The following is a 21749-nucleotide window of genomic DNA, read 5'->3' on the forward strand; positions in this document are numbered from 1 at the left end:
AGCGTACTCGACGCGTCGTAATATTTTGCTATTTAGCGCTTTTGCCTTACAAACTCGCCAACTGAATACTTACCATACCTAATACCGCAGCATTAAGACGGTTAAACCAACGCCAGAAATTAGGGCGCTGCATATGGTGTGAAAAACGTGCGGTTAAGGTACTCAAACCTACGAACCAAACCACCGATGCACCAATAGCTCCACCCACAAACCACCATTTATCTTCTTGCCACTGACTCGCTAAGTTTCCCATCAATAATAAAGTGTCTAGGTAAAAGTGGGGGTTTAACCAAGTTACTGCCAACGCAATGAGCAGTGCTTTTTTGAACGACAGTTGCTTTTTCGCCATTTCTAAAACAAGCGCGTCGTTGGCCATAGATGATTTTATTTTGTTAAAAGCAATCCACAGTAAGAACGCAACACCAGCCCACTTGGTGATAGACACCAGCATTGGGTATTCCTGCAATAGCAAGCCAAAGCCCATCGCTCCTAAGCTTATTGAGATAGCATCGCTTAGGATAAACAGCAGGACAAATAAGGTTGTCCACTGTCGCTTCATCGATTGCTCAATCAAAAAACTGTTTTGTGCGCCTACTGCAATAATTAGGGTACCGCCCATCACGAAACCACTTGTTGCTGCCGCCAACATGATAAATGCCTCTTAGTGTAAATAAGTTCAAACGCCGTAGCTGTAACGCGGTTTAAGGTTACATGCTGAATAATTGGCTTGATTTTATACACCTTGAAAGACTAAATTAAATTAATGATATTTGTTTTGAATAAGCAAAATTAATACTTATAACCTTCTTTTCACAGGTAGTCATTAATGTTGGATTACGACGCGCTTCGATGCTTTCATGAAGTGTTACGCTACGGCGGATTTGAAAAAGGTGCACAGGCCCTAAACCTCACCCAGTCGGCGGTATCGCAAAAAATAAAACGGCTAGAGCAGAGTGTCGGCGGCCCAGTGATGGTTCGCACCAAGCCGCTTCGCGCTACGCCACTGGGAAAAGAGCTGCTGGCGCATATTCAAAAAGTAAGCGTATTAGAAGAAGCGCTGAATATACAAAGTGGATTAGAAGCGTCGGCTGCACCTATAAGCGTTGCCGTGAATAACGATGTGCTGGCTACCTGGTTTTCGCAAGTAATGGCCGCGTTTAGTGATAAGCGTGCCAACCCAATTCATATTGTTAATGCGGATCAAACTCAAACCCGAGACATATTACAGCAAGGCCGTGTAATGGCTTGCATTAGCCAAACAGGTACACCCGTTACCGGTGGGCAATCTATAAGACTGGGAACCATGCGCTATCAACTTTATGCATCGCCTCGCTTCATTGAGCGATACCTGCATAAAGAAATATCCCCCCAGAGCGTGATGAGTACACCGGGTTTGCTGTACGACGAATACGATGTGACTTTGCTGACTGATTATCAACGAGAGTGTTTAAACATAGCCCCCTCTTTTACAACTTGTCATTGGTATCCATCGTCTCATGGCTTTGTCAAAATGGCGCTAGATGGCGTGGTGTGGGCTTTGCTACCCACGCTTCAAGTTGAACAAGAGGTTAACGAAGGCGATCTCGTTCCGTTATTTCCTCAAAAAGAGCTTGGTGTACCGTTATTTTGGCATTGGACAACCCTTGAATCGGCAGCGCTTGCCGACTTGACCAAAGCCGTAAAGAATATAGCGAAAGCGCAGCTTAAATGATCCTAATACGCTGCGTGTGTGATACGTTGCTGCAAGGTTAATTAAGAAGACGCCAATTGAGCCGTTTTATGCTTCTCCTTAACGCTGTACATCAGTTTATCTGCTTTATTTAACAGAGTGGTGAGATCTTTGCAGCGTTCATTTGTGATGTATGTGCCTACGCTTGCCGTAACAGAAATAACAACGTTATCGGTTCTAATATCCCTTTCCAGAAGACTGGCTTCTATGCGCGCAGCCAAGCGCTCAGATTGTCCTTCACTGTAACAGTGGCTTAGCACCACAAATTCATCGCCGCCAAGGCGCCCTACTGCATCTTGGTCTCGGCATCGGCTCAGCAGAATTTTAGCAATAACCTGCAGCACTTTATCGCCGCAATGGTGCCCGTAATGATCATTAATCTCCTTGAAGTTATCAACGTCGATAAATAGCAAGGTCAAATATCCTCCTTCCTTGTTGAAGTTAGTAAGCAGGCTTTGTGCTATTCCTTCCCATCCACTGCGGTTTAGCACTTTACACAAGGAATCTGTAGACGCACGTTTGAATGCACTAAGCCTGTCGTCATCGAGCTTTTTTACTTTTCTCGACGTGGCAATAGCAAAAATAAACGCTTCAATAGTTATTCCCACAATAAGTCCGTAGCGGTACATAAACGCTGACACGTCTGAAAAAACCAATCGAAACATCATGGAAAACACCATGACAGCAATACCCATTAATACTAAGTTTGAGCAATGTACTTTGCGGTAGGCGGCGTAAACACAGCTTGATAGCGTACAGGTCATTGTTATCAGCGTGATAAGACTTAGCGTACTATTTACTCTCATCGCATCAGAAGTGGACAGAATGATCTGCACAAATGAAAGTGCCAGTGCCGAACACGCCATTCCCAGAATAAACTGGCGCTGCCATACTTTTAGCAGTGCTTTGAAATCGAGTAGTTGATCAAGAAACTTTACCGCAGCAAATACCGTGATCCCTGCGAATAACAGATGCAGTTTAAAGTTCGAGAAAAAGGCGACATGGGGAAACGCAATGTTCAGTAACCCTTCTTGAAGCAAAAAGAAAATTGCCGCACTGAGCACATAGAAACTGTAGGAGTAAAAGCCGTAGTTGCGCATACTCGTTCCCAGCATTCCTACGTACAGGGTTAACGCTAAGCAAAAGCCGATGAACAAGCTTAATGTGAAGGTATGTATTGACGCCAACGTCTGAAAATCATTTAACGTAGCGATATTTAGCCTGACAGGTCGCTGTACCTGAGAGTTAATATCCAAAAATAGACGCTTATGGGTATTATCTATTGCATAAGACTCAAATGCGCCGGTTAACTTGGGGACTTTTTGCATCTCGCTGTCATACAGCTGATTATAAGAAAGGTAGTTTCTTGGGAAATAGAGAACGTGAGTCGCGTTGACATCGCAGCTTAACGAAAGTCGCTGTGCACCTTCTTTAAGTACGATAGACAGAGCACTATCAGTATCAGAAGTACCATTTTCAGCATTAATGACGCACGCTGCATTGGCAAACGTGCCGAACGTCAGCAAAATCAACCCAAACAACAAGCGAACAAAATTACGCGACACTCCACATGCCATAGATTTGCTTCCTACTGGTACCGCAGCTAAATCCGTGTAGCAAAAATATCCCTGTACGGCTATTACACAAAGATGAGTTATGAGTATTTATATTCTGGTATAAAAACTCACACCCATTAAGCTTAGTTTAAAAATGTGAGAACGCTGAAAAATATCCTGCGGAATGACAAGAAATGTATATTTTTCCTATGCGGAGTTAGCTGCTAGCGCCGTCGAAGGAAAAATCAATACCACTAACACCATTTAATTTGGGCTTTGCGAACAAGAACCCCTGAAATCTTTGTACACCCGCATGCTGCAACCACAGCCACTCATCAATCGTTTCGACGCCTTCTACCACCAAGGGAATTCCCATAGAGTTGGCAAACTCGAGTACAGCCTCGGTTATTGCTTGTCGATGCCCGCTTTCGTGAATGCCTGTCGTTATTTTTCTATCTAATTTAATTTTGTCTGGTGTGAAGTCTGCGAGTAACGATAACCCTGCGTACCCTGCGCCGAAGTCATCTATAGCGACTCTCATGCCTCGTGAACGGATCTGCTCTATTGCTTGGTAAAATGTGTCACTTTCGCTGATTATTTCTGTTTCGGTAACTTCGATAACAAGCTGCTGTGGTTTCAATTTATTGCGTTTAACCAATTCGTGAAGGTAGTCTGCGACGTTGACGGTGGAGGTAATCGCTCCGGGGCATAAATTGATGGATAAAGACTGGTCTGAAGATAGCAACGCAGCGCCTTGCTTAATTGCTATAGCTTTGCTTTTTAGGTCAAAATCGTACTTTTCCGGCCCAACCAGCTCCTCCAAAATAGTCTCAGGATATCTCCCATCGTTACTTCTGATTAAGGCTTCAATTGAAGAAACACGAGCTCTGTAGGTATCCACAATAGGCTGAAAGGCAAACTGAATGTCAGAGTTTTCGAAGGGTTTAACTGCTTTCTCTGACGTCGTAACGTTAGCTCTTACGTCTTTGCGCGCGTTATCACTTAAACAAGTTCGCCATTTCCCAGAAGCAAAGCTGTTGAGAAGCGCAAATATCCGGCTTTCCCGGCTAATATTAATGTCCGAAGGTAACCAATAGCAGCGGCTTCCTTCTGCGACAGAAAGCGTTCTTAAATGCCAATCTCCAAAATCGCGTTTGTGAATGACCATTTCGGTCACTTTCATAATGTTGCTGTGACGACTGTCTGTTTTTATATGTTCGAAAAGCGCATTTACCTTCTCACAATCTCCTTCAAGCACTTGAAAGAAGTATTCCCCATCAAACAAAAGAATACCTGTAATGTGGTTTTTCGCATTAAATGGCAGTGAATCGTTTGTTATTTTAAGAAGTTCATTTTCATCAATTTTTACCGTCGACTGACTTCTGTAAACTAACTGCTTAAGCACGGGTTGCCTCTTGTTAAACTTTGTTTTCATCCCTGCTTCGAACTAACTGCAACCTCTTTTTACAGCTTTTTTATCATAGTGTGGGGCAAAGTATAGTCTTAGAAACGAGAATCTCGCAAAGTCGGTTTAGGTAACTTTGCTTAACTTAAATTAACGTCTTTCAATGGCGGGAATCTCAATATATGCATCGGGATCAGATTCTTTTAGCGCATCAAGTTTACGTTTTCTTGTCGCTCGCTCATCAATAGTTTCACCAAAAACCTGTACATGTAAGTCGGCAATCAGCGCCTTGCCCTGTTCATTGGTAATTATCCCTAGAAGCTCGCCAGCGTGCATAAACCCTTGTACCCGATATTTCTCAGCATCGACCTTTTTACCGTTTTTGCTGGCTGTATAAAGCGCGATAAGCTGTTCGGTACAAGCATCTAAAAAACGTACCTTCTGTTTCTCATCAATCATTATTTTATTCTTTCCTTCGGTGGCTTGTATTCAGACACCTTAGCGAGATTTTGATGTTATGGGTAGATGTAAGCTTAACTATGCGCCTAACGCCGACTAAGTTAGGCCTATCGATTACTTCAACTAAAGTTCATTGGTGAAATAGCCATTTGATGCCTACGCTCTCATTAGTGCTAGAAAGAAACTTTCTAGGTAGTCACCGTTAAATTTATGTGAGCATCACTATGCGAGTTCAAATAGCGTTAGGCTTGGTTGCTGCCTTGGTATTTGCCCCCGTTGTTGTTGCAAAGGGAAATGCTCATCATTGGGAAACGTCACCCCATCATTTATCTGCATTGGTAGGTACCACTTACACAAAAGAGTGCGGAAACGCTTTTACACTAGGTATCGATTACGAATACCGTGTGAGCGATTTTTTAGGCGTAGGCTTTGTGGCTGAATACGCGTTTGAAGACTTAGACGCTTACACCTACCTGCTTGTTGCTGACCTGCACATTACCAATAATTTTATTGCACAAATAGGCCCCGGCGTTGAGTTCCACGGCAGCCATAAAATGGAGGTGGCCCGGTTAGGCTTTCTGTATGAGTTTGAAGTATCGGGGGTTACCATATCGCCGCAGCTTCATTACGACTATCATCGAAATCATAAAAGTGCAGTGGTTGCTGGTCTAGCAATTGGTATGTCGTTTTGATTACAGCGCAATACTGCGCCGTCTTTAGCTTTTTATATAACGAAGGCTTTTAATCTAACGTTAATCTTCTAGAAAGTTCTTTTTAAGTAAGTCTGTTTAGTCTTATCTGTGTTCAATTATCAGACTGAGAGACTACGATGAAAAACTTAGCTTTAGCACTAACCGCCCTTCTCTTTATTGCTTCAGCATCCAGTGCAGTTGCATTTGAAAAAGGCGACGTTCTTGTCCGAGGGGGCTTTGCCACGGTTGCACCTGATGAATCGTCTTCAAACATTAACGTGGGTGATGACTTGGGTTTTGGCCTGACCATTGATAACAACACGCAGTTGGGCCTCACCGCGGCCTATTTCATCACGGATAGGGTTAACGTAGAAGTATTAGCCGCAACGCCGTTCACACATGACGTTAATTTCTCTATCGATAATCCATTAGGAACAGGTAACCTGCTAGGCGAAGTAACCCACCTTCCGCCCACAGTGACGGTTAACTATTACTTTAACGATCCATCAAGTGCTTTTCAGCCCTATGTGGGTGCGGGTCTAAACTATACGTTTATTTATGACGAGCAATTTACGGGAGCTAATGAAGAGGCAGGGCTTAGTGACTTATCTCTTGATAACTCGTTTGGCTTAGCCGCACAAGCGGGAATAGACTATCAGTTAAGCGAAAGATGGTTTTTGAATGCCGCAGTTCGTTGGATAGACATAGACACAGAAGCAAGCTTTAACCTAAGTGATACCCGGGGGTCAGTGCGCTCTATTGAAATAGATCCCTTTGTCTATGCTATTTCGCTAGGTTACCGGTTTTAGGTAACCGTTTAATTCTTTGAGTTCCTCAAAGTGTACGACAATTTGGAGCGTGGTGAGGTTCTAAACCACCTGCCCTGCTGCCCAACCACTGCTCCATGCCCATTGGAAGTTAAAGCCACCTAGCCAACCAGTTACGTCAACCACTTCGCCAATGAAGTACAGGCCTTCGACATTTTTCGCCATCATGGTTTTTGATGATAGGTCATTGGTATCAACACCGCCTATAGTAACTTCGGCGGTGCGATATCCTTCTGTGCCGTTTGGCTTTATTTGCCAATTCTCTAGGGTGTCAGCAATGGCGTCGCACTCGCCGTGAGTCAGCTGTTTCACCGGCACGTTGCGCCAACTATGATACTCAATAAGGCTCTGTACCATACGCTTTGGAAATACTTTATTTAAACAGGTAGCAAGCAATGCGTCTGGCGTCTCTGTGCGTGCAGTTTGTAGAAGCGCCGTAGCATCGTCGTTAGGTAGCATGTTGATACTTAAGCTGTCACCCGCTTCCCAATAGCTGGAAATTTGGAGCATGGCAGGGCCGCTCAACCCTCGGTGGGTAAACAACATCGCTTCTTTAAACGTAGTGTCGTTGCAGCTGGCATATACATCAACTGCGATACCGCTAAGCTCTGCCAGTGTGTCTTTATCTTTATCGTGCAAGGTAAAGGGAACAAGTGCTGCACGAGTAGGTAATACGTTAAGACCAAATTGCTGCGCTATTTTGTAGCCGAATGGCGTGGCACCTAGCTTGGGCATGCTTAAACCGCCGGTAGCAATTACAAGGGATTCACATTCATACTCACCATTCGAGGTTGTAAGTGAGTACCCACTTTCATTCTTTTCTACACTTAGAATGTCGCAACGAGTGGTAATCGTCACATCCGCTTTGTTGCACTCATTTAGCAGTAAATCGACGATCTCTTTGGCGCTATCATCACAAAACAGTTGGCCCAAGGTTTTTTCATGGTAGGCAATGCCATACTCGGCAACCAAGCCAATAAAGTCCCATTGGGTATAGCGACTTAGTGCCGACTTACAAAAGTGAGGGTTTTGCGAAAGAAAGTTTTCAGGGCCTGCATACATGTTAGTGAAGTTACAGCGACCACCGCCTGACATCAGGATTTTTCGGCCCACTTTTTTAGCGTGATCGAGCACTTCTACGCTGCGTCCGCGCGCGCCGGCCTGCGCCGCACAAAAAAGCCCTGCAGCTCCTGCACCAATAACAATTACATCGCGCTTGATCACAATTAACCTCTAGGAAAAACGGCCAATGGATGTGTGGTTATTAGCTGTACGAAGGCGCGAGTACCGGGCTTTATAGCATTTTCGTGGCTTACTCGTACTTTAAGCTCGTCGCCGCAATCTAAGACAACCGCGTAAAGCCGACTTTCGCCTTCGTAGCGTACCCATTCAACCGTACAGTTAGTTTCACTTAGTGTAGCATCTAAGCTTAAATCGTCAGGGCGTACCAACAAGTCTACGTTGCCGCTTGCACCTTGAAGCGGTGTGCCCGGCACATTACCAATATCGGTAACCACTGTTTTGTCTGTATTTGCTGCGCTGCTATCGAACGTCGCACTTAAGAAGCTCGCCTCGCCCATAAAACGCGCCACAAAACGGCTGGCAGGAGAAGAGTAACAGGCTTCAGGTGTGTCTAATTGCTCAAGCACACCTTTATTAAGTATACCCACTCTATCGCCAACGCTTAGCGCCTCTTCTTGATCGTGCGTTACCCAAATAGCAGGTACGCCTGCTTTTTTTAAGGCATCGCGAATTTCCCAGCGCAAGCTGTCTTTTAGCGCAGCATCAAGGTTTGAAAGGGGTTCGTCTAGCAATACAAAGGAAGGTTCGTGAGCTAGCGTTCTTGCTAGCGCAACGCGCTGCTTTTGACCGCCAGAAAGACGTGCAGGTTTTGCATCGCGGAAGTTATCTAGGCCTAATAATTGAAGCCAATGATCGGCCAGCTTAGTGTCTTTTAAACGAAAGCAAACGTTCTGCTGAACGGTAAGATGAGGAAACAACGCAAAGTCTTGAAACACCATACCTACGTTACGCTTTTCAGGCGGAACATGTTTGTTTGCTGTACTTTCCCATTCACCTAGGCTCATAGCACCTTCTGAAATAGGAATAAGCCCAGCCAACGCTTGCAAAATGGTGGTTTTACCGCAGCCGGTTGGCCCCACCAGCATCAGGATTTCGTCTTGTCCAAGCTCAAGATTTAACTTGTCGACAACGCGGGTAGACCCATAATTCACAGACAAATTATTTACACTAAGCATTACGAACGATCATCCTCGGTAACGGTAAACTGGGCTTTTCTTTCGCCCGACAGCATGAGGATTAACCCCACACCTGATAATAAAACAAGTAAAAGCCCTGGCACGGCTGCGCGGCCAAAGTAACCCGCTTCGTAAACTCGCCACATATAGGTAGCTAAGGTTTCAAATCCTGTAGGTCCTAACATTAGCGTTGCAGGTAGTTCGCGCATGGCTTCTAAGAACACAAGCGCTGCGCCCGCTATCATACCACGAAGGGTTAACGGCAGCGTAATTCGCATAAATGCCTCACGCGGGCTAGCGCCCAGCACGCGAGCAGCTTTTACCAGACCTGAATCAATATTCTCAGCCGTACTTCTTACACTTCCCACAGCAAGTGGGATAAAGCGCAGTACATAAGCCATCACAAGCAGACTTAACGTTTGATAGAGCGCGGGCAACTGCAGGCCAACATAAACAAGGGCTGTCCCCATTACGATACCTGGAACCCCAAAGCCAAAATAAGTAATGCGCTCCATAAAACGTCCAGCTTTTCCGGCAATAGCGGCGTGAGCCACCGGAATGGCGAGTAATACAGCAACAATCGCTGCAATAAATGACGCATGAGCTGAGTTCCACGCATAGCTAAATTCAAAACCGCCGGCGCCTTCTCGCACTAACCACAGCGTAAAAATAGCAAGGGGAAGCACAATAGCCATAAATACCACCGGCATAGTAGCCAGCAACATAAGGTTTCGCTGCCAACGAGCAGGAAACAGCGATAAATGCTTACCTGGGCGCTCTTGAGCGCCACTAATACGACTTTCTATAAATAGAATAAGCCCAACAATAACCATTAGCTGAAGGCTCAGCATGGCGGCTTGACTAAGACCGAAGGCGTTATACTCAACAAAAATAACACGGGTGAAAGTGTCAAAGCCCATTATTGCAGGCGTACCAAAATCGGATAACGCATAAAGTGCAGCAAGGAGTGCCCCTGCGGCAACGCTATTCACAACACGCGGTAAAACCACTCGCCATAAGCTTGCGCCTAAGGTTAACCCTAACGTACGCGCCGCGTTAACTAAGCTTGCATCTAAACTCAGTAAGCTTGAACGGGTTGTCATCATGACAAATGGATAAGTATAAAGGCTCATGACCAGCGCAGAGCCCCAAAGGCCGCTGATAGGTGGCGTGCTAATTCCCAGTACGTTTTCAATTTCGCCACCTGTGCCAAATGAAAAGTACATCGCAAATGCGCCAATGTAGCTTGGTAGTGCTAATGGCGCGGCAAGTAAAATGAGCCAAAACCGCTTAAATGGCATCTGCACATAAGCGGTTAAAAAGGCAAGCGGTACTCCGATAAGTACAGAGCCAATAATGGTAAGCACCACCAATGACACCGTGTTCGCTAGTACCCTTAAGTTATGGGTATCAAAAAGTTGCGCACTATCTTGAGCTAGAGAAAACAAAACGCCGACGGGCAATAAAGCCATCAGCGCGATAAGAAGTGCCAGTGGATACGACTTTGGCCAATTTGTCACAGTACGCCAACTTCCCTCATAAGATTAAGTGTAGGGCGTAAGTCAGCCAGTTTACGAAGGTCCATTTCAGGCGGTGACAGCGTGCTTAGGTCAGCTAAGCCTTGCGGCTGTTCAACCCCTTGAACCAGAGGTATTTCGTAGGCTTCGCGAGCAAGATAAGACTGAACTTCGTGCGAAAGCAGGTAACGAATAAAGTTAACCGGCAAGTCACCGTCGCTCAATGCCACAATACCAGACGCATTTACTAGGCAACCTGCGTCGCTTTTACTGTACGCAAGCGCTACGTTTGCATTCGGCTTACCTGATTTAAGGCGAAGGGTGTAGTAGTGATTCGCAAAGCCAATATCGACTTCACCACGTTCAACGCCCATCACTACACCAAGTTCACCTGCGTACTTTTTCGAGTGCTTATTAATGCCTTTAAGCCATGATTTAGTGGCTTTATCGCCCTCTAAAATGCGCATTGCCGTGACAAAAGACTGAAACGATGAGTAGGCTGGCGCCCAGCCAATTTTTAAATCGCTGTCGGCTAACGCCATCACGCTTTCAGGGATTTGCTCCGGTTTAACACGCTCAGTGTTATAAGGCAGTGTACGCACACGACCTGTTACCGGTGACCAGCTCGGGTACTGAAAATCTTCACGCAGCTGCGCAGTAAGGTCGTCTGGCAACGGCTTAGCCGCGCCAGCATCAGTAACCATGCCAATAGAGCCCGTGTCTACGGCCCAGAAAAGGTCGGCGCGTTTAACGCCTGCCTTAGTCTCAGCGACGATGGTGTTGGCTAATGCCGCAGAGCCGCCGCGTCTTATTTTAAGATTAAGCTTTGGGTTGCGCTTTTCGATGGCCTTAAGAACATTCTCGTACAAGCCACCTTCACCACGACCTAAGTAAAGTGTGAGATCACCTTCTAATTTAGGCAGTGACTCAACTGACACACTGCCTGTTTGTGTCATAGCGTGAGCAAAACTAAACGGCAAACCAGATAATGCACCGGCCGCAGCTAAGCCTTGTAAGAATGTTCTACGTTGCATACACCTTCCTTAAAATACGTCTTTACGACTTTGTTCTACTTCAACCAAAAGTGCGCGAGCGCGGTCAAGTTTGGCCTGCATAGACTCTACGACCTTACGAACTGAATCAACGCCAGTGTCTTTTGAGATAGCTTGTGGAAGCGTTACGTTAAAGTCTTTCTCCAAGTCTTCAACCAAAGCTGCGTTTTTCGCAATCAAGTCACCTTCCACACCTTCAAATCGTTGAAGGTAAGTATCGTGAACGAGTGTAGTTGCTACTTCGTGAAGCTGTTCCGCGTACTTAGCAACAACACGATCAAGACGTGTTTTAATATCGTCGATAACTTCAGGGCCTGTGGTAGGTTCTTTTTCGGTGGTTTGAACCTTGTTCACTAAGCCTTTCTTTTGATACTGGGACGCAAGTTTAACTGCGCCTAACGCCTGCCACAAGGCATGATTTAGCTTCTCTTGCTCTACGCGCACGTCTGCAACAGGCTTGCCTTCATCAATGGCGACTTTCACACCATAAATACCTTGCCAAATAGAGGCGTAAATAGGCACATACTGGGTTTCAATAGCAGAGTGAAAATCCACCTCTTCCCAATACTCAATCAGTGCATCGGTCTTAAGCGATTTATCTTTTGCTTCATACGCATCAACAACACTGCCAAACTTGCTTTCTAACCAATGTACCTCTTCCGTATATTCGCCGATGTGCGCGTGAAGATTGTTCACGTGATCGCCAATGGCACCGTTAGCAAGCGCCTGAGAAGATAGCATCGAGAAAGTGACCGCAGAAGCCAGTACCAAAGCACTCATTTTTTTCAGTGTTGTTGTCATAATTATTCCTAAAACGTTTGTCTTTTCACGCAAATGATACTTATTATCATTAAGCAAGTAAAGGTAACTGAACGAGCCCACATGCTAAGTAACGTAGTGTGTTAGCCCTTATTTTTTCTGCACTTTCGACACAGAGTACTGCATATTAGTTCATTAACCTTCACTGAACGTACTGATATTCAACGCTATTTACAGAGCGCCAGATCATACATAGGTTACATTTTAATGAAAATGGCAACCAAGTATACGCTTAACTAAAGAATACCAAGCTGCATAGATAGTTGCCCACTCAGGAGCTTGTCAGACCTTCTCGAAGGGCGAGTAATTAACTATGCGGACTGGTATGAACGAACCTTCACAAACATCTAAACGAAAAGAGCCCGCAACCTTAGTTGCGGGCTCTTGATATTATTAACGCCGTAGTTTCGGTCTTACAGGCTATCTAGCATGGTTTGCGCATCGCTAACGTCGAAACGACCTGGGTCTTCAACGTTTAGCTTTTTCACTTCGCCATCTTCCACAAGCATGGAATAACGTAACGAACGCAAGCCGCCGAAATTGCCCGTGCTCATGTCTAAGCCAATTTGCTTGGTAAAGAAACCATTGCCGTCTGCCAGCATTATGATCTCTTCAGCGTTGCTCGCTTTGCCCCATGCATCCATAACAAATGCATCGTTCACGCTTAAGCAAATAATACTATCAATACCTTTGGCTTTAAGCTTATCAGCAAGCGCTACATAGCCCGGTAAGTGGGCTTGAGAACAGGTCGGTGTAAATGCACCGGGTACCGCAAACAATACAACGCGTTTATCCGAAAACAGTTCGTTCGTTCCTGGGTTGGTTATTTCGCCGTTTTCTAAAAGGCTAAAATCTACTTCAGGCAAAGTGCCCCCAACTTGTATCATGCTACTCTCCTAGATTTTTTTGACACAAATACACATCAAATCTGTGTTTTTTGCTTTCAATAGCCATTGATGCTTTTATTCCTGCCAGCACGTCTGCACTGTTTGGGCGTTTCACCACTACCCGGTGCGTGGCTAGCTCTAGTGCTGGCGGTAACAGCGCATCTGCGTCTGGGTCATGACCAAGCAGTTGCTGAAACAGCCGCATTTCCTTTTTCACCAAGGCTGACTTCTTTTTGTGTGGGAACATGGGGTCTAAGTAAATAGCGTTCACATTCTCACCAGTGAAGTATTGCATTACCTCAGCACTATTTCCATGTTGAAGCGACATTTTAGCTGCAAGTTCCGGAAAACTAAGCGCTAATCTGCGAATACCATCTTCAAGCAAGGCGGCAACCACGGGCGATCGCTCTATCATAGTGACCTTGCAGCCAACGCTTACCAATACAAAGGCATCACGACCTAGCCCAGGCGTTGCATCCACTACGTGCCATGCTTCATTGCCTTTAAGACCAATGGCCTTAACAATGGGCTCTTTGCGCCCACCGCCGTGCTGCTTGCGATACAAACTTGCCGGCGAAGCAAAATCAACTTCTACCGGATTCACTTTTTTCTCACCTGCGTCGGCAAGTCCAAGCACGCCGTTTTGTACCTGCAAATACAGGCCTTCGCTAGGCTTTTCACTGCTGCTAACAACAGGAAAACCCCACTTTTCGCTGATTGCACTAATTAATGCAGCGTCATCCCTATTGGCGTCATCACAAATAATTAAAGGCACATGATTAAGCATGACCGTACTGTTCCTTATGCCCTATCCATCTATTAATGATGGCTTGAGCGTGAGAGGGGTATTTGTCCCAAAGGGTATAGGCAATTTCCTGAACCTTAGGGATAAGAGCGGCGTCGCGTACTAGGTCTGCTATTTTAAGCTCGGCCATTCCCGTTTGCTTAGTACCCATAAATTCACCCGGGCCACGAATTTCCAAATCGCGCTGGGCAATATAAAACCCGTCGTTAGATTCGCGCAATACGCCAAGGCGCTGAGTAGCGGTTTTCGATAGTGGGCTCTGGTACATAAGTACACACTGACTTTCTACTGCACCACGCCCCACTCGGCCTCTAAGCTGGTGAAGCTGCGCTAAACCCAATCGTTCAGGGTTTTCAATGATCATGATGCTGGCATTAGGTACGTCTACGCCTACTTCAATAACGGTAGTCGCTACCAATAAATCCAGCTTTCCGTCTTTAAAGTCGGCCATAACCTGCGCTTTTTCAGCAGGCTTTAAACGCCCGTGTACCAAACCAACGTGTAAGTCTGGCAGCGCAGTACGAAGGGTAACCGCAGCGTCTTCTGCTGCCTGACACTCCAACACTTCCGACTCATCAATTAGCGTACACACCCAGTAGGCTTGGCGGCCGTTTTCTTTACAAGCCTGACGTACGCGCTCTATCACATCGGCGCGGCGTGTATCGGGTAATACCACGGTTTGCACCGGTGTTCTGCCCGGTGGCAACTCATCAATAACCGAGGTGTCTAAATCGGCATAAGCTGTCATGGCCAACGTTCTTGGAATAGGCGTCGCCGTCATAATTAGCTGATGAGGGTAGCGACCTTGCTGCTCGCCTTTATCGCGCAGAGCCAAACGTTGATGTACACCAAAGCGGTGTTGTTCATCTACAATAACCAGCGCTAGCTGCTGGTAGTTCACGCTCTCTTGAAAGATGGCGTGAGTACCCACCAACATTTGAATATCGCCAGCTTCTAAGCGGGCTAATACTTCATTGCGGGCTTTGCCTTTCAGCTTGCCGGCAAGCCAACCTACTTCAATACCTAAAGGTTCTAGCCAGCCACGAAAGTTATTGGCATGCTGTTCTGCCAACAGCTCAGTAGGTGCCATTAACGCTACCTGGTGCCCTGCACCAATGGCTGATAGCGCGGCCAGTGCCGCAACTAAGGTTTTGCCCGACCCTACATCGCCTTGTACAAGGCGCATCATAGGCCGCGCGTGCTGCATATCTTTTTGAATATCTTCCACTACCCGAGCCTGCGCCCCCGTTGGTGAGAATGGCAGTTGAGCGAGCATTTTATCGATAAGCGGCTGATTCACCTTAATAGGGATACCGGGCTGGGCGTCAGATAGCTTGCGTACTTTCAACACACTTAGGTGGTGTGACAATAACTCTTCCAGAATTAACCGATACTGAGCAGGGTGCAGCCCCTCTTCCATTTCGTGTACGTCTACATCGGGTGGCGGGCGATGCACCAAATGAAGCGCCTCATTAAGGCTAATTTGGTCATCGTAAATACCGTCGGGCAGTAGGTCGGCCAGCGCGCCTTTATCTAGTAGTTTTAAGGCCTGATCAGTTAAATTGCGAAGGGTTAACTGCTTAACACCGTCTGTGGTGGGGTAAACTGGCGTTAGTGATTCTTCTGATGGTGGCGCGTCTTCATCCACTAATTTAAATTCGGGATGCATCATTTCAATGCCCCACTTTCCAGTACGCACTTCTCCGAAACACCGCACCGTGTTTCCCGGCGTCATAATAGACCGCTGCACTGCACCAAAGTGGAAAAAGCGTAAGGTTATGGTACCCGTACCGTCGCTAAGCTTAACCACTAGCATGCGCTTCTTTCCGTACTGAATGTCGGCGCTCATTACCTCGCCCTGCACGCTTACATGGGTAAACGGGCGGCACTCTGCCACGCTATAAATACGGGTTCTGTCTTCGTAGCGGTGAGGGAGATGAAACAGAATATCTTGAAGGGTAAACAAACCTATTTTGTTAAGCTTTTCTGCCACCTTTGCGCCTACGCCTTTAAGCGCAGTAATGGGTGTAGTGGCCAGTGCTTGCATCAAGCGATATCCTTCTTTTGGAACATTAACTATTTAACCTTTGAATTGGCACAAGCTGGTGTTATTCAACGTGTTATAGGAAAAGAAGTGTAAAGGATTGTTGAGGGGTTGGCGAGTACGCTTTAGGCCAGTTTTTTACGCTGGCCCTTATACAAGTAAGAGCAAAACTAAAAGTGCAACCAATAGGTTAGGCCCTAGTCGGCCTCTAGCGCGTTTGCTTCTGCTTTTGTGATCTGCATTTCTTTCCACCAGCTATCGTCGGCATCCACTTCACCAATGGCGTTAATAGCAGGCAAAGGCAAACCTTTGCGTTGGCAAAGCTTATACAGCCGCGGGTAACCATTTTGAAAGGCCAATGCTTGGCACTCTTCTTCTGGTAACTGCTGGGTGTTATACATACCTGCAATAGTACGTTGGCGCTGGGCTTCGTAAAGTACTAGCGCTGCGGCCACCGATACGTTCAACGACTGCACCATGCCCATCATAGGAATAACAATGTCGTGATCGGCAACGGCTTTCGCCTCATCAGAGGCACCGTATTTCTCCTGACCAAACAAAATAGCCGTTGGCTTGGTGTAATCAATATCACGAAAATCGACAGCGGTATCAGATAAGTGGGTTACCAGCACCTGCATGCCTTGGCCTTTTAGTTCAGCCATCGCGTCGTTGATATTATCGTGATTGGTTTGACGCACCCATTGTTGGCTGCCCATAGCAGTGCCGCGACGAAACTGATATTTCTTTTCCCACACGGTGTGAACGCGATGAATACCCACTGCATCACAGGTTCTCACTACTGCAGATACGTTATGCGGCTTGTGTACATTTTCAAGGCAAACCGTAAGATCAGTTTGCCTTCTTTCCAGCACTTGTCTTATGCGCTGGTAACGCTCAGGTGACATGGCTTACTCCGGCAGTTCCATTACACCATCAATTTCAATTTGTGCACCTTTAGGCAATGCAGACACCTGAACGGCTGCGCGTGCTGGGTAAGGCTTGGTGAAGTAACGGCTCATAATTTCATTAACCGTTGCAAAGTGACCTAGGTCGATAAGGAAGATGTTCACTTTCACTAAATCGTTTGTGGTGCCGCCTGCCGCGTCGCACACAGCTTTAATGTTCTCAAAAACTTGTACAGCTTGCGCTTCAAAGTCGTCAGAAACCATTTCCATAGTTTCAGCAACAAGAGGAATTTGGCCTGAAAGATAAACGGTAGTACCTGCTTTAACCGCTTGGCTGTAAGTACCAATAGCAGCAGGTGCCTTATCGGTCTGAATAATAGACTTAGACATAGTAGTTCCTAAATAGTGTAGTAATTAGTGTCGTGATTGACTATGACGAGACACTCTTTGAACTTCCGGCATGGTACGTATTTTCTTCATTACGCGAGCCAGGTGCACACGGTTGTGCGTGGTAAGTTCAAGGTCAATAAAGTAGATATTACTCTCTTTCTCTTCAGTTTGCAGACCAATGATATTGGAATCGCACCCTGAAATGGTGTTCGTTAAAGTTGCCAGTGTGCCCTGATGGTTAAACAACTCTATACGCAATGACGCTTTAAATTCGCCTTGCGGGTTGTCGTCCCACTGCATGGGCAGCACGCGTTGAGGCTCTTCGCGTGTTAGCTTGCGAATATTGTTACACCCAATTTGGTGAATGGTCATGCCGCGGCCGGGGCTTAAAACCGCAACAATTTCATCGTCTGGAATAGGATGGCAACAACGAGAATAGTGAACAAGCAGGCCTTCTGTGCCGCGAATAGCCACATTACCTTTCTTATCTGATAAATCTGTTGTGCTTTCACCCAATAAACGGCGCGCTACAATTGCGCTTAGCTCGTTACCAAGCCCGATATCTACTAGCAAATCGTCAAAATTAGCATGCTTAGTTTCGGCCACCACACGTTCGATATCTTCGTTTGGAATATCGTCTAGTTTAACGCTGCCTAACGCATGACGAAGTAGACGGTTACCCATGTTCACCGCTTCTTGAGAATGCTGTTTACGCAGATACTGACGAATACGCGTTCGCGCGCGAGCGCTCACCACAAAGTTTAGCCAATTTGCATTTGGCTTCGCTTTCGGCGAGGTAATAATTTCCACGGTTTGACCGTTTTCAAGGGGCTTACTTAAGCTAAAGTTTCTGCGCTCTACGCGCACACCTACGCATGTATTACCCACATCGGAATGCACGGCATAAGCGAAGTCAACAGCGGTTGCGCCCATTGGCAACTCGATAATACGTCCGTCTGGTGTAAATACGTAAATTTCATCAGGGAACAAATCGGTTTTTACCGATTCGATGAATTCAAAGGATGAGCTGGCCGACTGCTGAAGCTCAAGCAAGCTTTGCATCCACTTGCGCGCTCGAAGCTGTGCGGTGGTGCCATTATCACCAGGCTCTTTGTAAAGCCAGTGCGCCGCCACCCCTTTGTCTGCCATTTGGTCCATTTCCTGGGTTCGAATTTGAATTTCCACAGGAATGCCGTGCGGACCAATTAATGACGTATGCAACGACTGATAGCCGTTGGTTCGAGGGATAGCGATATAATCTTTAAAACGGTTTTCAATAGGCTTGTACAGCCCATGCATAGCACCGAGGGCGCGATAACAGTTATCTACCGATTGAACAACGATGCGAAACGCATAAATATCCATTACCTCATTGAACATCAGTTCTTTGTTTTTCATTTTGCGGTAAATGGAATACAGGTGTTTTTCGCGACCCAGTACATTCGACTCAATTTGATAGGCGTCTAAACGAGTGTTCAGCTCTTCGCGAATGTTTTCGATAATCTCTTTACGATTACCGCGGGCCTGGCGCACAGCAGACTTTAGTGCGCGATGACGCATAGGATACATGGCCTGAAAACCTAAATCTTCAAGCTCATTTTTAATGTCGTGAATACCCAAGCGGTGGGCAATTGGCGCGTAGATTTCTAGCGTTTCTAGCGCAATGCGGCGGCGCTTGTCTGGTCGTAATGACCCGAGCGTACGCATGTTGTGCGTGCGATCAGCAAGCTTGATAAGAATAACCCTGATGTCTTGCACCATGGCCATCATCATTTTACGGAAGTTCTCCGCCTGCGCTTCTTGTTTAGTGCTAAACGCGAGTTTATCTAGCTTACTTACCCCTTCTACCAGTTCAGCAACGGTATCACCAAAAGCTTCGGCTAAGTCTTCTTTGCTGTAATGGGTATCTTCAATAACGTCGTGAAGGAGTGCCGCCATGATCGTTTCGTGATCAAGGTGCATGTCAGCCAAAATACCGGCGACTGCAACTGGGTGAGTAATGTACGGATCGCCGCTTGAACGCATTTGTCCGTCATGCGCTTCTTGCGCAAGCACAAAAGATTCTTGTACCAACTGAACGCGGTCGGCTGGTAAGTACTCTAAAACTTTCTGCTTTAAACCTTCAAACAAATACACAGTGAAGCGTGACCCTTATCTAACGTTACAACCCTAAGAATACGTTTAATTGTGCAAGAAGCCAATACGCCAAAAGTAAAGCGCCAGTGCTTTTTTCAAAGCACTGGCGCTAAAATACCGATAAAACCGTTAAAAAGAGGTTTTATTGATCAGATAGGATGTTTGCTACTGATGCAAATTCAGCATGTTCTTGCTGCTCTTGAGCTTGAAGTTCTGCTTGTTCAAGCGTAGCAGCTGTTACCAAACCTTCTTCAATTTCACGAAGTGCTGTAACAGTTGGCTTATCGTTTTGAACGTCAACCATAGGATCTTTGCCTTCAGTGGCAATTTGACGTGCACGGCGTGCAGCAACAAGCACTAGGTCAAAGCGGTTACCAATTTTATCTACGGCATCTTCTACAGTTACGCGAGCCATGTATTTCTCCGAAAATTAGGTTGAGCAAGTTATTCAAAAAACGGCCGCGTAGTATACACAGATACGTAGCGCGATCCTAGCGTTTTGTTTGAATTTGAAGCAGTCAGATCATGCAATTTATGCAGCGATCGTTCGATGCTAAAACAAAACACGTATTGTTAAGTTAAGCTTACGCGCTACCGAGCAGTTCGTCCAATAGCACTTGATGGCGCATTTGTTGTTTTCCCGTGCGAAGTCGCTGTGCTGTCACGATGGCTTCCAAATCGTTTAACGCAGTCGCAAAGTCGTCGTTGATAATTACGCTATCAAATTCATTAAAATGAGACATTTCAGCTACAGCTTGCGCCATACGCCCTGCAATGACTTCTTCACTGTCTTGACCGCGATTATTTAAACGCTGCTCTAGCACGTCGAGTGAAGGCGGAAGAATGAAAATACCGCATGTGTCTGGCATAAGCTTTTTGACTTGGCGCGCGCCCTGCCAATCGATATCTAAAAATACGTCAATACCACGGTGCAAAGTTTGTTCAATCGTCACGCGGGACGTGCCGTAATAATTGCCAAATACTTCTGCGTATTCAAAAAACACACCCTGTTCAATCAGCGCTTCAAACTGCTCTCGGCTCACAAAATGGTAGTGCACACCGTCGACTTCACCCGGACGAGGTTGACGTGTTGTATGAGATACAGACACCTGCATTGGCGTAGCTGTATTGCTTTCATACTTTTCCATTAGCGCCTTTATAAGGCTTGATTTTCCTGCTCCAGAAGGAGCTGCAAGAATGAATAAGTTGCCGAGTAGTGAAGCCATAGGGTATTAAAATTCTTTCAAAATGTGGTGATTTCAAGTGGCAATGATAGCATATTAAGCGGTTGTGCCGTACCTTTCATTGCATAGTGAAAACTTGGTTCACTCTATCAAGCTTATGCCGATGGGTTACCACAGCAAAAATTAATGGGGTCAGAGTACTTTTTCTGGCCCTAAATGTACTCTGACCCCAAAACTAGGAAATAAAGCATGACTCAGCAACTTCTGCCGTGCGTAGAGATAAACCCATCCACTACGCCTGATGCCTGCGTTATCTGGCTTCACGGTCTTGGCGATTCAGGCCATGGTTTTGCGCCTATTGTACCCGAGCTAAAACTGCCCGAATCAATGGCGGTTAAATTTATTTTTCCTCACGCTCCAGAACGCCCTGTGACTATCAATGGCGGCATGAGAATGCGCGCTTGGTACGATATCAAATCGTTAGATTTTGAAAGCCGTGCGGACTTAGAGGGTGTAAAAGAGTCGGCTGCTCAGGTAGAAGCGCTTATCGAAGCACAAATTGAAAGTGGCATTCCTAGCGAACGTATTGTACTTGCAGGATTTTCTCAAGGCGGTGTTATTGCTCTGCACTTAGCACCTAGATATGCCAATAAATTTGCAGGTGTTATCGCTCTATCTACTTATATGTGCGAGCCATCACTTCTTGGAAGCGAAGCAAAAGACACAAACCGCGAAACGCCAATTATGATGGCACATGGTGAGCAAGACGAAGTGGTGCCGGTATTTATGGGCAATGCTGCGTTCAAAACACTGAGCGAAAGTGGCTTTAATGCCACGTGGCAGACTTACACCATGCAGCACAATGTTTGTATGCAAGAGCTTAACGACATTAGTGCGTGGCTTCAAAAAGTTCTAGGGTAATGTCTTAAGAGCCTGTTGGCCCTTGCTGCAAATTACGTTCATATAATAAAGCTCAACAGGCCCTAGTATTTGAACAAAAGAGAAAGCTGGTGAAGCAACAAAAGCCAGCTTTCTTCTTAGCGTAAGTGGGTACACGTCTATCGATTGCAAAGTTGCGCCTTCC

At 46.1% G+C, this 21749-nt stretch carries 21 protein-coding genes; 4 read left to right on the forward strand and 17 right to left on the reverse strand.

Annotated features, from left to right (window positions below; genetic code table 11):
• Positions 1 to 46: 46 nt before the first annotated feature.
• Entirely contained in the window at positions 47 to 649 is a 603-nt protein-coding gene (locus tag BZA03_RS13355; protein WP_110289032.1) for a LysE/ArgO family amino acid transporter, read from the reverse strand.
• Between the two features lie 177 nt (positions 650 to 826).
• On the opposite strand from BZA03_RS13355, the gene BZA03_RS13360 reads away from it, so the two are divergent.
• Positions 827 to 1711 (forward strand): ArgP/LysG family DNA-binding transcriptional regulator, encoded by an 885-nt coding sequence (locus BZA03_RS13360; RefSeq protein WP_039226907.1) that lies wholly within the window; start codon positions 827 to 829, stop codon positions 1709 to 1711.
• A gap of 41 nt (positions 1712 to 1752) precedes the next feature.
• On the opposite strand, the gene BZA03_RS13365 is transcribed toward BZA03_RS13360, so the two are convergent.
• The 3 genes from BZA03_RS13365 to BZA03_RS13375 form a co-directional block, all read right to left on the reverse strand.
• The gene (locus tag BZA03_RS13365) at positions 1753 to 3294 is read right to left on the reverse strand and encodes a diguanylate cyclase (protein ID WP_258364643.1); all 1542 of its coding nucleotides are present in this window, start codon (positions 3292 to 3294) and stop codon (positions 1753 to 1755) included.
• Positions 3295 to 3502: 208 nt separating this feature from the next.
• Positions 3503 to 4690, reverse strand: coding sequence for a diguanylate phosphodiesterase (locus BZA03_RS13370; RefSeq protein WP_041693652.1), 1188 nt, complete (start codon positions 4688 to 4690; stop codon positions 3503 to 3505).
• A 150-nt stretch (positions 4691 to 4840) separates the two neighbouring features.
• Positions 4841 to 5149 (reverse strand): hypothetical protein, encoded by a 309-nt coding sequence (locus BZA03_RS13375; RefSeq protein WP_014947818.1) that lies wholly within the window; start codon positions 5147 to 5149, stop codon positions 4841 to 4843.
• 224 nt (positions 5150 to 5373) lie between these two features.
• Here BZA03_RS13375 and BZA03_RS13380 point away from each other — a divergent pair, with 224 nt between their 5' ends.
• Both BZA03_RS13380 and BZA03_RS13385 read left to right on the forward strand, forming a co-directional pair.
• On the forward strand, positions 5374 to 5841 hold the full coding sequence (locus BZA03_RS13380) for a hypothetical protein (RefSeq protein WP_014947817.1): 468 nt from the start codon (positions 5374 to 5376) through the stop codon (positions 5839 to 5841).
• 137 nt (positions 5842 to 5978) lie between these two features.
• A complete protein-coding gene (locus BZA03_RS13385; RefSeq protein ID WP_110289034.1) occupies positions 5979 to 6650 on the forward strand; it encodes an OmpW family protein in 672 nt (223 codons plus the stop codon).
• Between the two features lie 60 nt (positions 6651 to 6710).
• Here the strand turns inward: BZA03_RS13385 and BZA03_RS13390 are convergent, their stop codons facing one another.
• The 13 genes from BZA03_RS13390 to gmk form a co-directional block, all read right to left on the reverse strand.
• Positions 6711 to 7892, reverse strand: a complete 1182-nt coding sequence (locus tag BZA03_RS13390; RefSeq protein WP_110289035.1) for an NAD(P)/FAD-dependent oxidoreductase — start codon at positions 7890 to 7892, stop codon at positions 6711 to 6713.
• A gap of 2 nt (positions 7893 to 7894) precedes the next feature.
• Positions 7895 to 8926: an ABC transporter ATP-binding protein gene (locus BZA03_RS13395; RefSeq protein ID WP_039226913.1), complete on the reverse strand. Its 1032-nt coding sequence runs from the start codon at positions 8924 to 8926 to the stop codon at positions 7895 to 7897.
• On the reverse strand, positions 8926 to 10446 hold the full coding sequence (locus BZA03_RS13400; protein WP_014975321.1) for an iron ABC transporter permease: 1521 nt from the start codon (positions 10444 to 10446) through the stop codon (positions 8926 to 8928). The genes BZA03_RS13395 and BZA03_RS13400 overlap by 1 nt, the downstream gene beginning before the upstream one ends.
• Positions 10443 to 11477: an extracellular solute-binding protein gene (locus BZA03_RS13405; protein WP_014975320.1), complete on the reverse strand. Its 1035-nt coding sequence runs from the start codon at positions 11475 to 11477 to the stop codon at positions 10443 to 10445. Before BZA03_RS13405 ends, BZA03_RS13400 begins: the two co-directional genes overlap by 4 nt.
• Positions 11478 to 11486: 9 nt before the next feature.
• Positions 11487 to 12296: a hypothetical protein gene (locus BZA03_RS13410; RefSeq protein ID WP_014947811.1), complete on the reverse strand. Its 810-nt coding sequence runs from the start codon at positions 12294 to 12296 to the stop codon at positions 11487 to 11489.
• Between the two features lie 431 nt (positions 12297 to 12727).
• Complete coding sequence (locus BZA03_RS13415) at positions 12728 to 13201, reverse strand: peroxiredoxin (RefSeq protein WP_014947810.1); 474 nt, start codon at positions 13199 to 13201, stop codon at positions 12728 to 12730.
• Position 13202: 1 nt separating this feature from the next.
• Positions 13203 to 13988 (reverse strand): class I SAM-dependent methyltransferase, encoded by a 786-nt coding sequence (locus tag BZA03_RS13420; RefSeq protein ID WP_075177646.1) that lies wholly within the window; start codon positions 13986 to 13988, stop codon positions 13203 to 13205.
• Entirely contained in the window at positions 13981 to 16053 is a 2073-nt protein-coding gene (gene recG, locus BZA03_RS13425) for an ATP-dependent DNA helicase RecG (RefSeq protein WP_014975318.1), read from the reverse strand. The genes BZA03_RS13420 and recG overlap by 8 nt, the downstream gene beginning before the upstream one ends.
• A 194-nt stretch (positions 16054 to 16247) precedes the next feature.
• A complete protein-coding gene (trmH, locus tag BZA03_RS13430; RefSeq protein WP_014975317.1) occupies positions 16248 to 16955 on the reverse strand; it encodes a tRNA (guanosine(18)-2'-O)-methyltransferase TrmH in 708 nt (235 codons plus the stop codon).
• 3 nt (positions 16956 to 16958) lie between these two features.
• Positions 16959 to 17345: a RidA family protein gene (locus BZA03_RS13435; RefSeq protein ID WP_014975316.1), complete on the reverse strand. Its 387-nt coding sequence runs from the start codon at positions 17343 to 17345 to the stop codon at positions 16959 to 16961.
• Between the two features lie 24 nt (positions 17346 to 17369).
• Positions 17370 to 19481 (reverse strand): bifunctional GTP diphosphokinase/guanosine-3',5'-bis pyrophosphate 3'-pyrophosphohydrolase, encoded by a 2112-nt coding sequence (gene spoT / locus BZA03_RS13440; RefSeq protein WP_039226917.1) that lies wholly within the window; start codon positions 19479 to 19481, stop codon positions 17370 to 17372.
• A 142-nt stretch (positions 19482 to 19623) separates the two neighbouring features.
• A complete protein-coding gene (rpoZ, locus tag BZA03_RS13445; protein ID WP_014947805.1) occupies positions 19624 to 19896 on the reverse strand; it encodes a DNA-directed RNA polymerase subunit omega in 273 nt (90 codons plus the stop codon).
• Between the two features lie 169 nt (positions 19897 to 20065).
• Positions 20066 to 20707 carry a guanylate kinase gene (gene gmk / locus BZA03_RS13450; protein ID WP_014947804.1) on the reverse strand — a complete coding sequence of 214 codons (642 nt, stop codon included), beginning with the start codon at positions 20705 to 20707 and terminating at the stop codon, positions 20066 to 20068.
• A gap of 207 nt (positions 20708 to 20914) precedes the next feature.
• On the opposite strand from gmk, the gene BZA03_RS13455 reads away from it, so the two are divergent.
• The gene (locus BZA03_RS13455; protein ID WP_039236744.1) at positions 20915 to 21586 is read left to right on the forward strand and encodes an alpha/beta hydrolase; all 672 of its coding nucleotides are present in this window, start codon (positions 20915 to 20917) and stop codon (positions 21584 to 21586) included.
• Positions 21587 to 21749 lie beyond the last annotated feature (163 nt).

The organism is Alteromonas sp. I10 (assembly GCF_003201515.1).
Lineage (GTDB): Bacteria > Pseudomonadota > Gammaproteobacteria > Enterobacterales > Alteromonadaceae > Alteromonas > Alteromonas macleodii.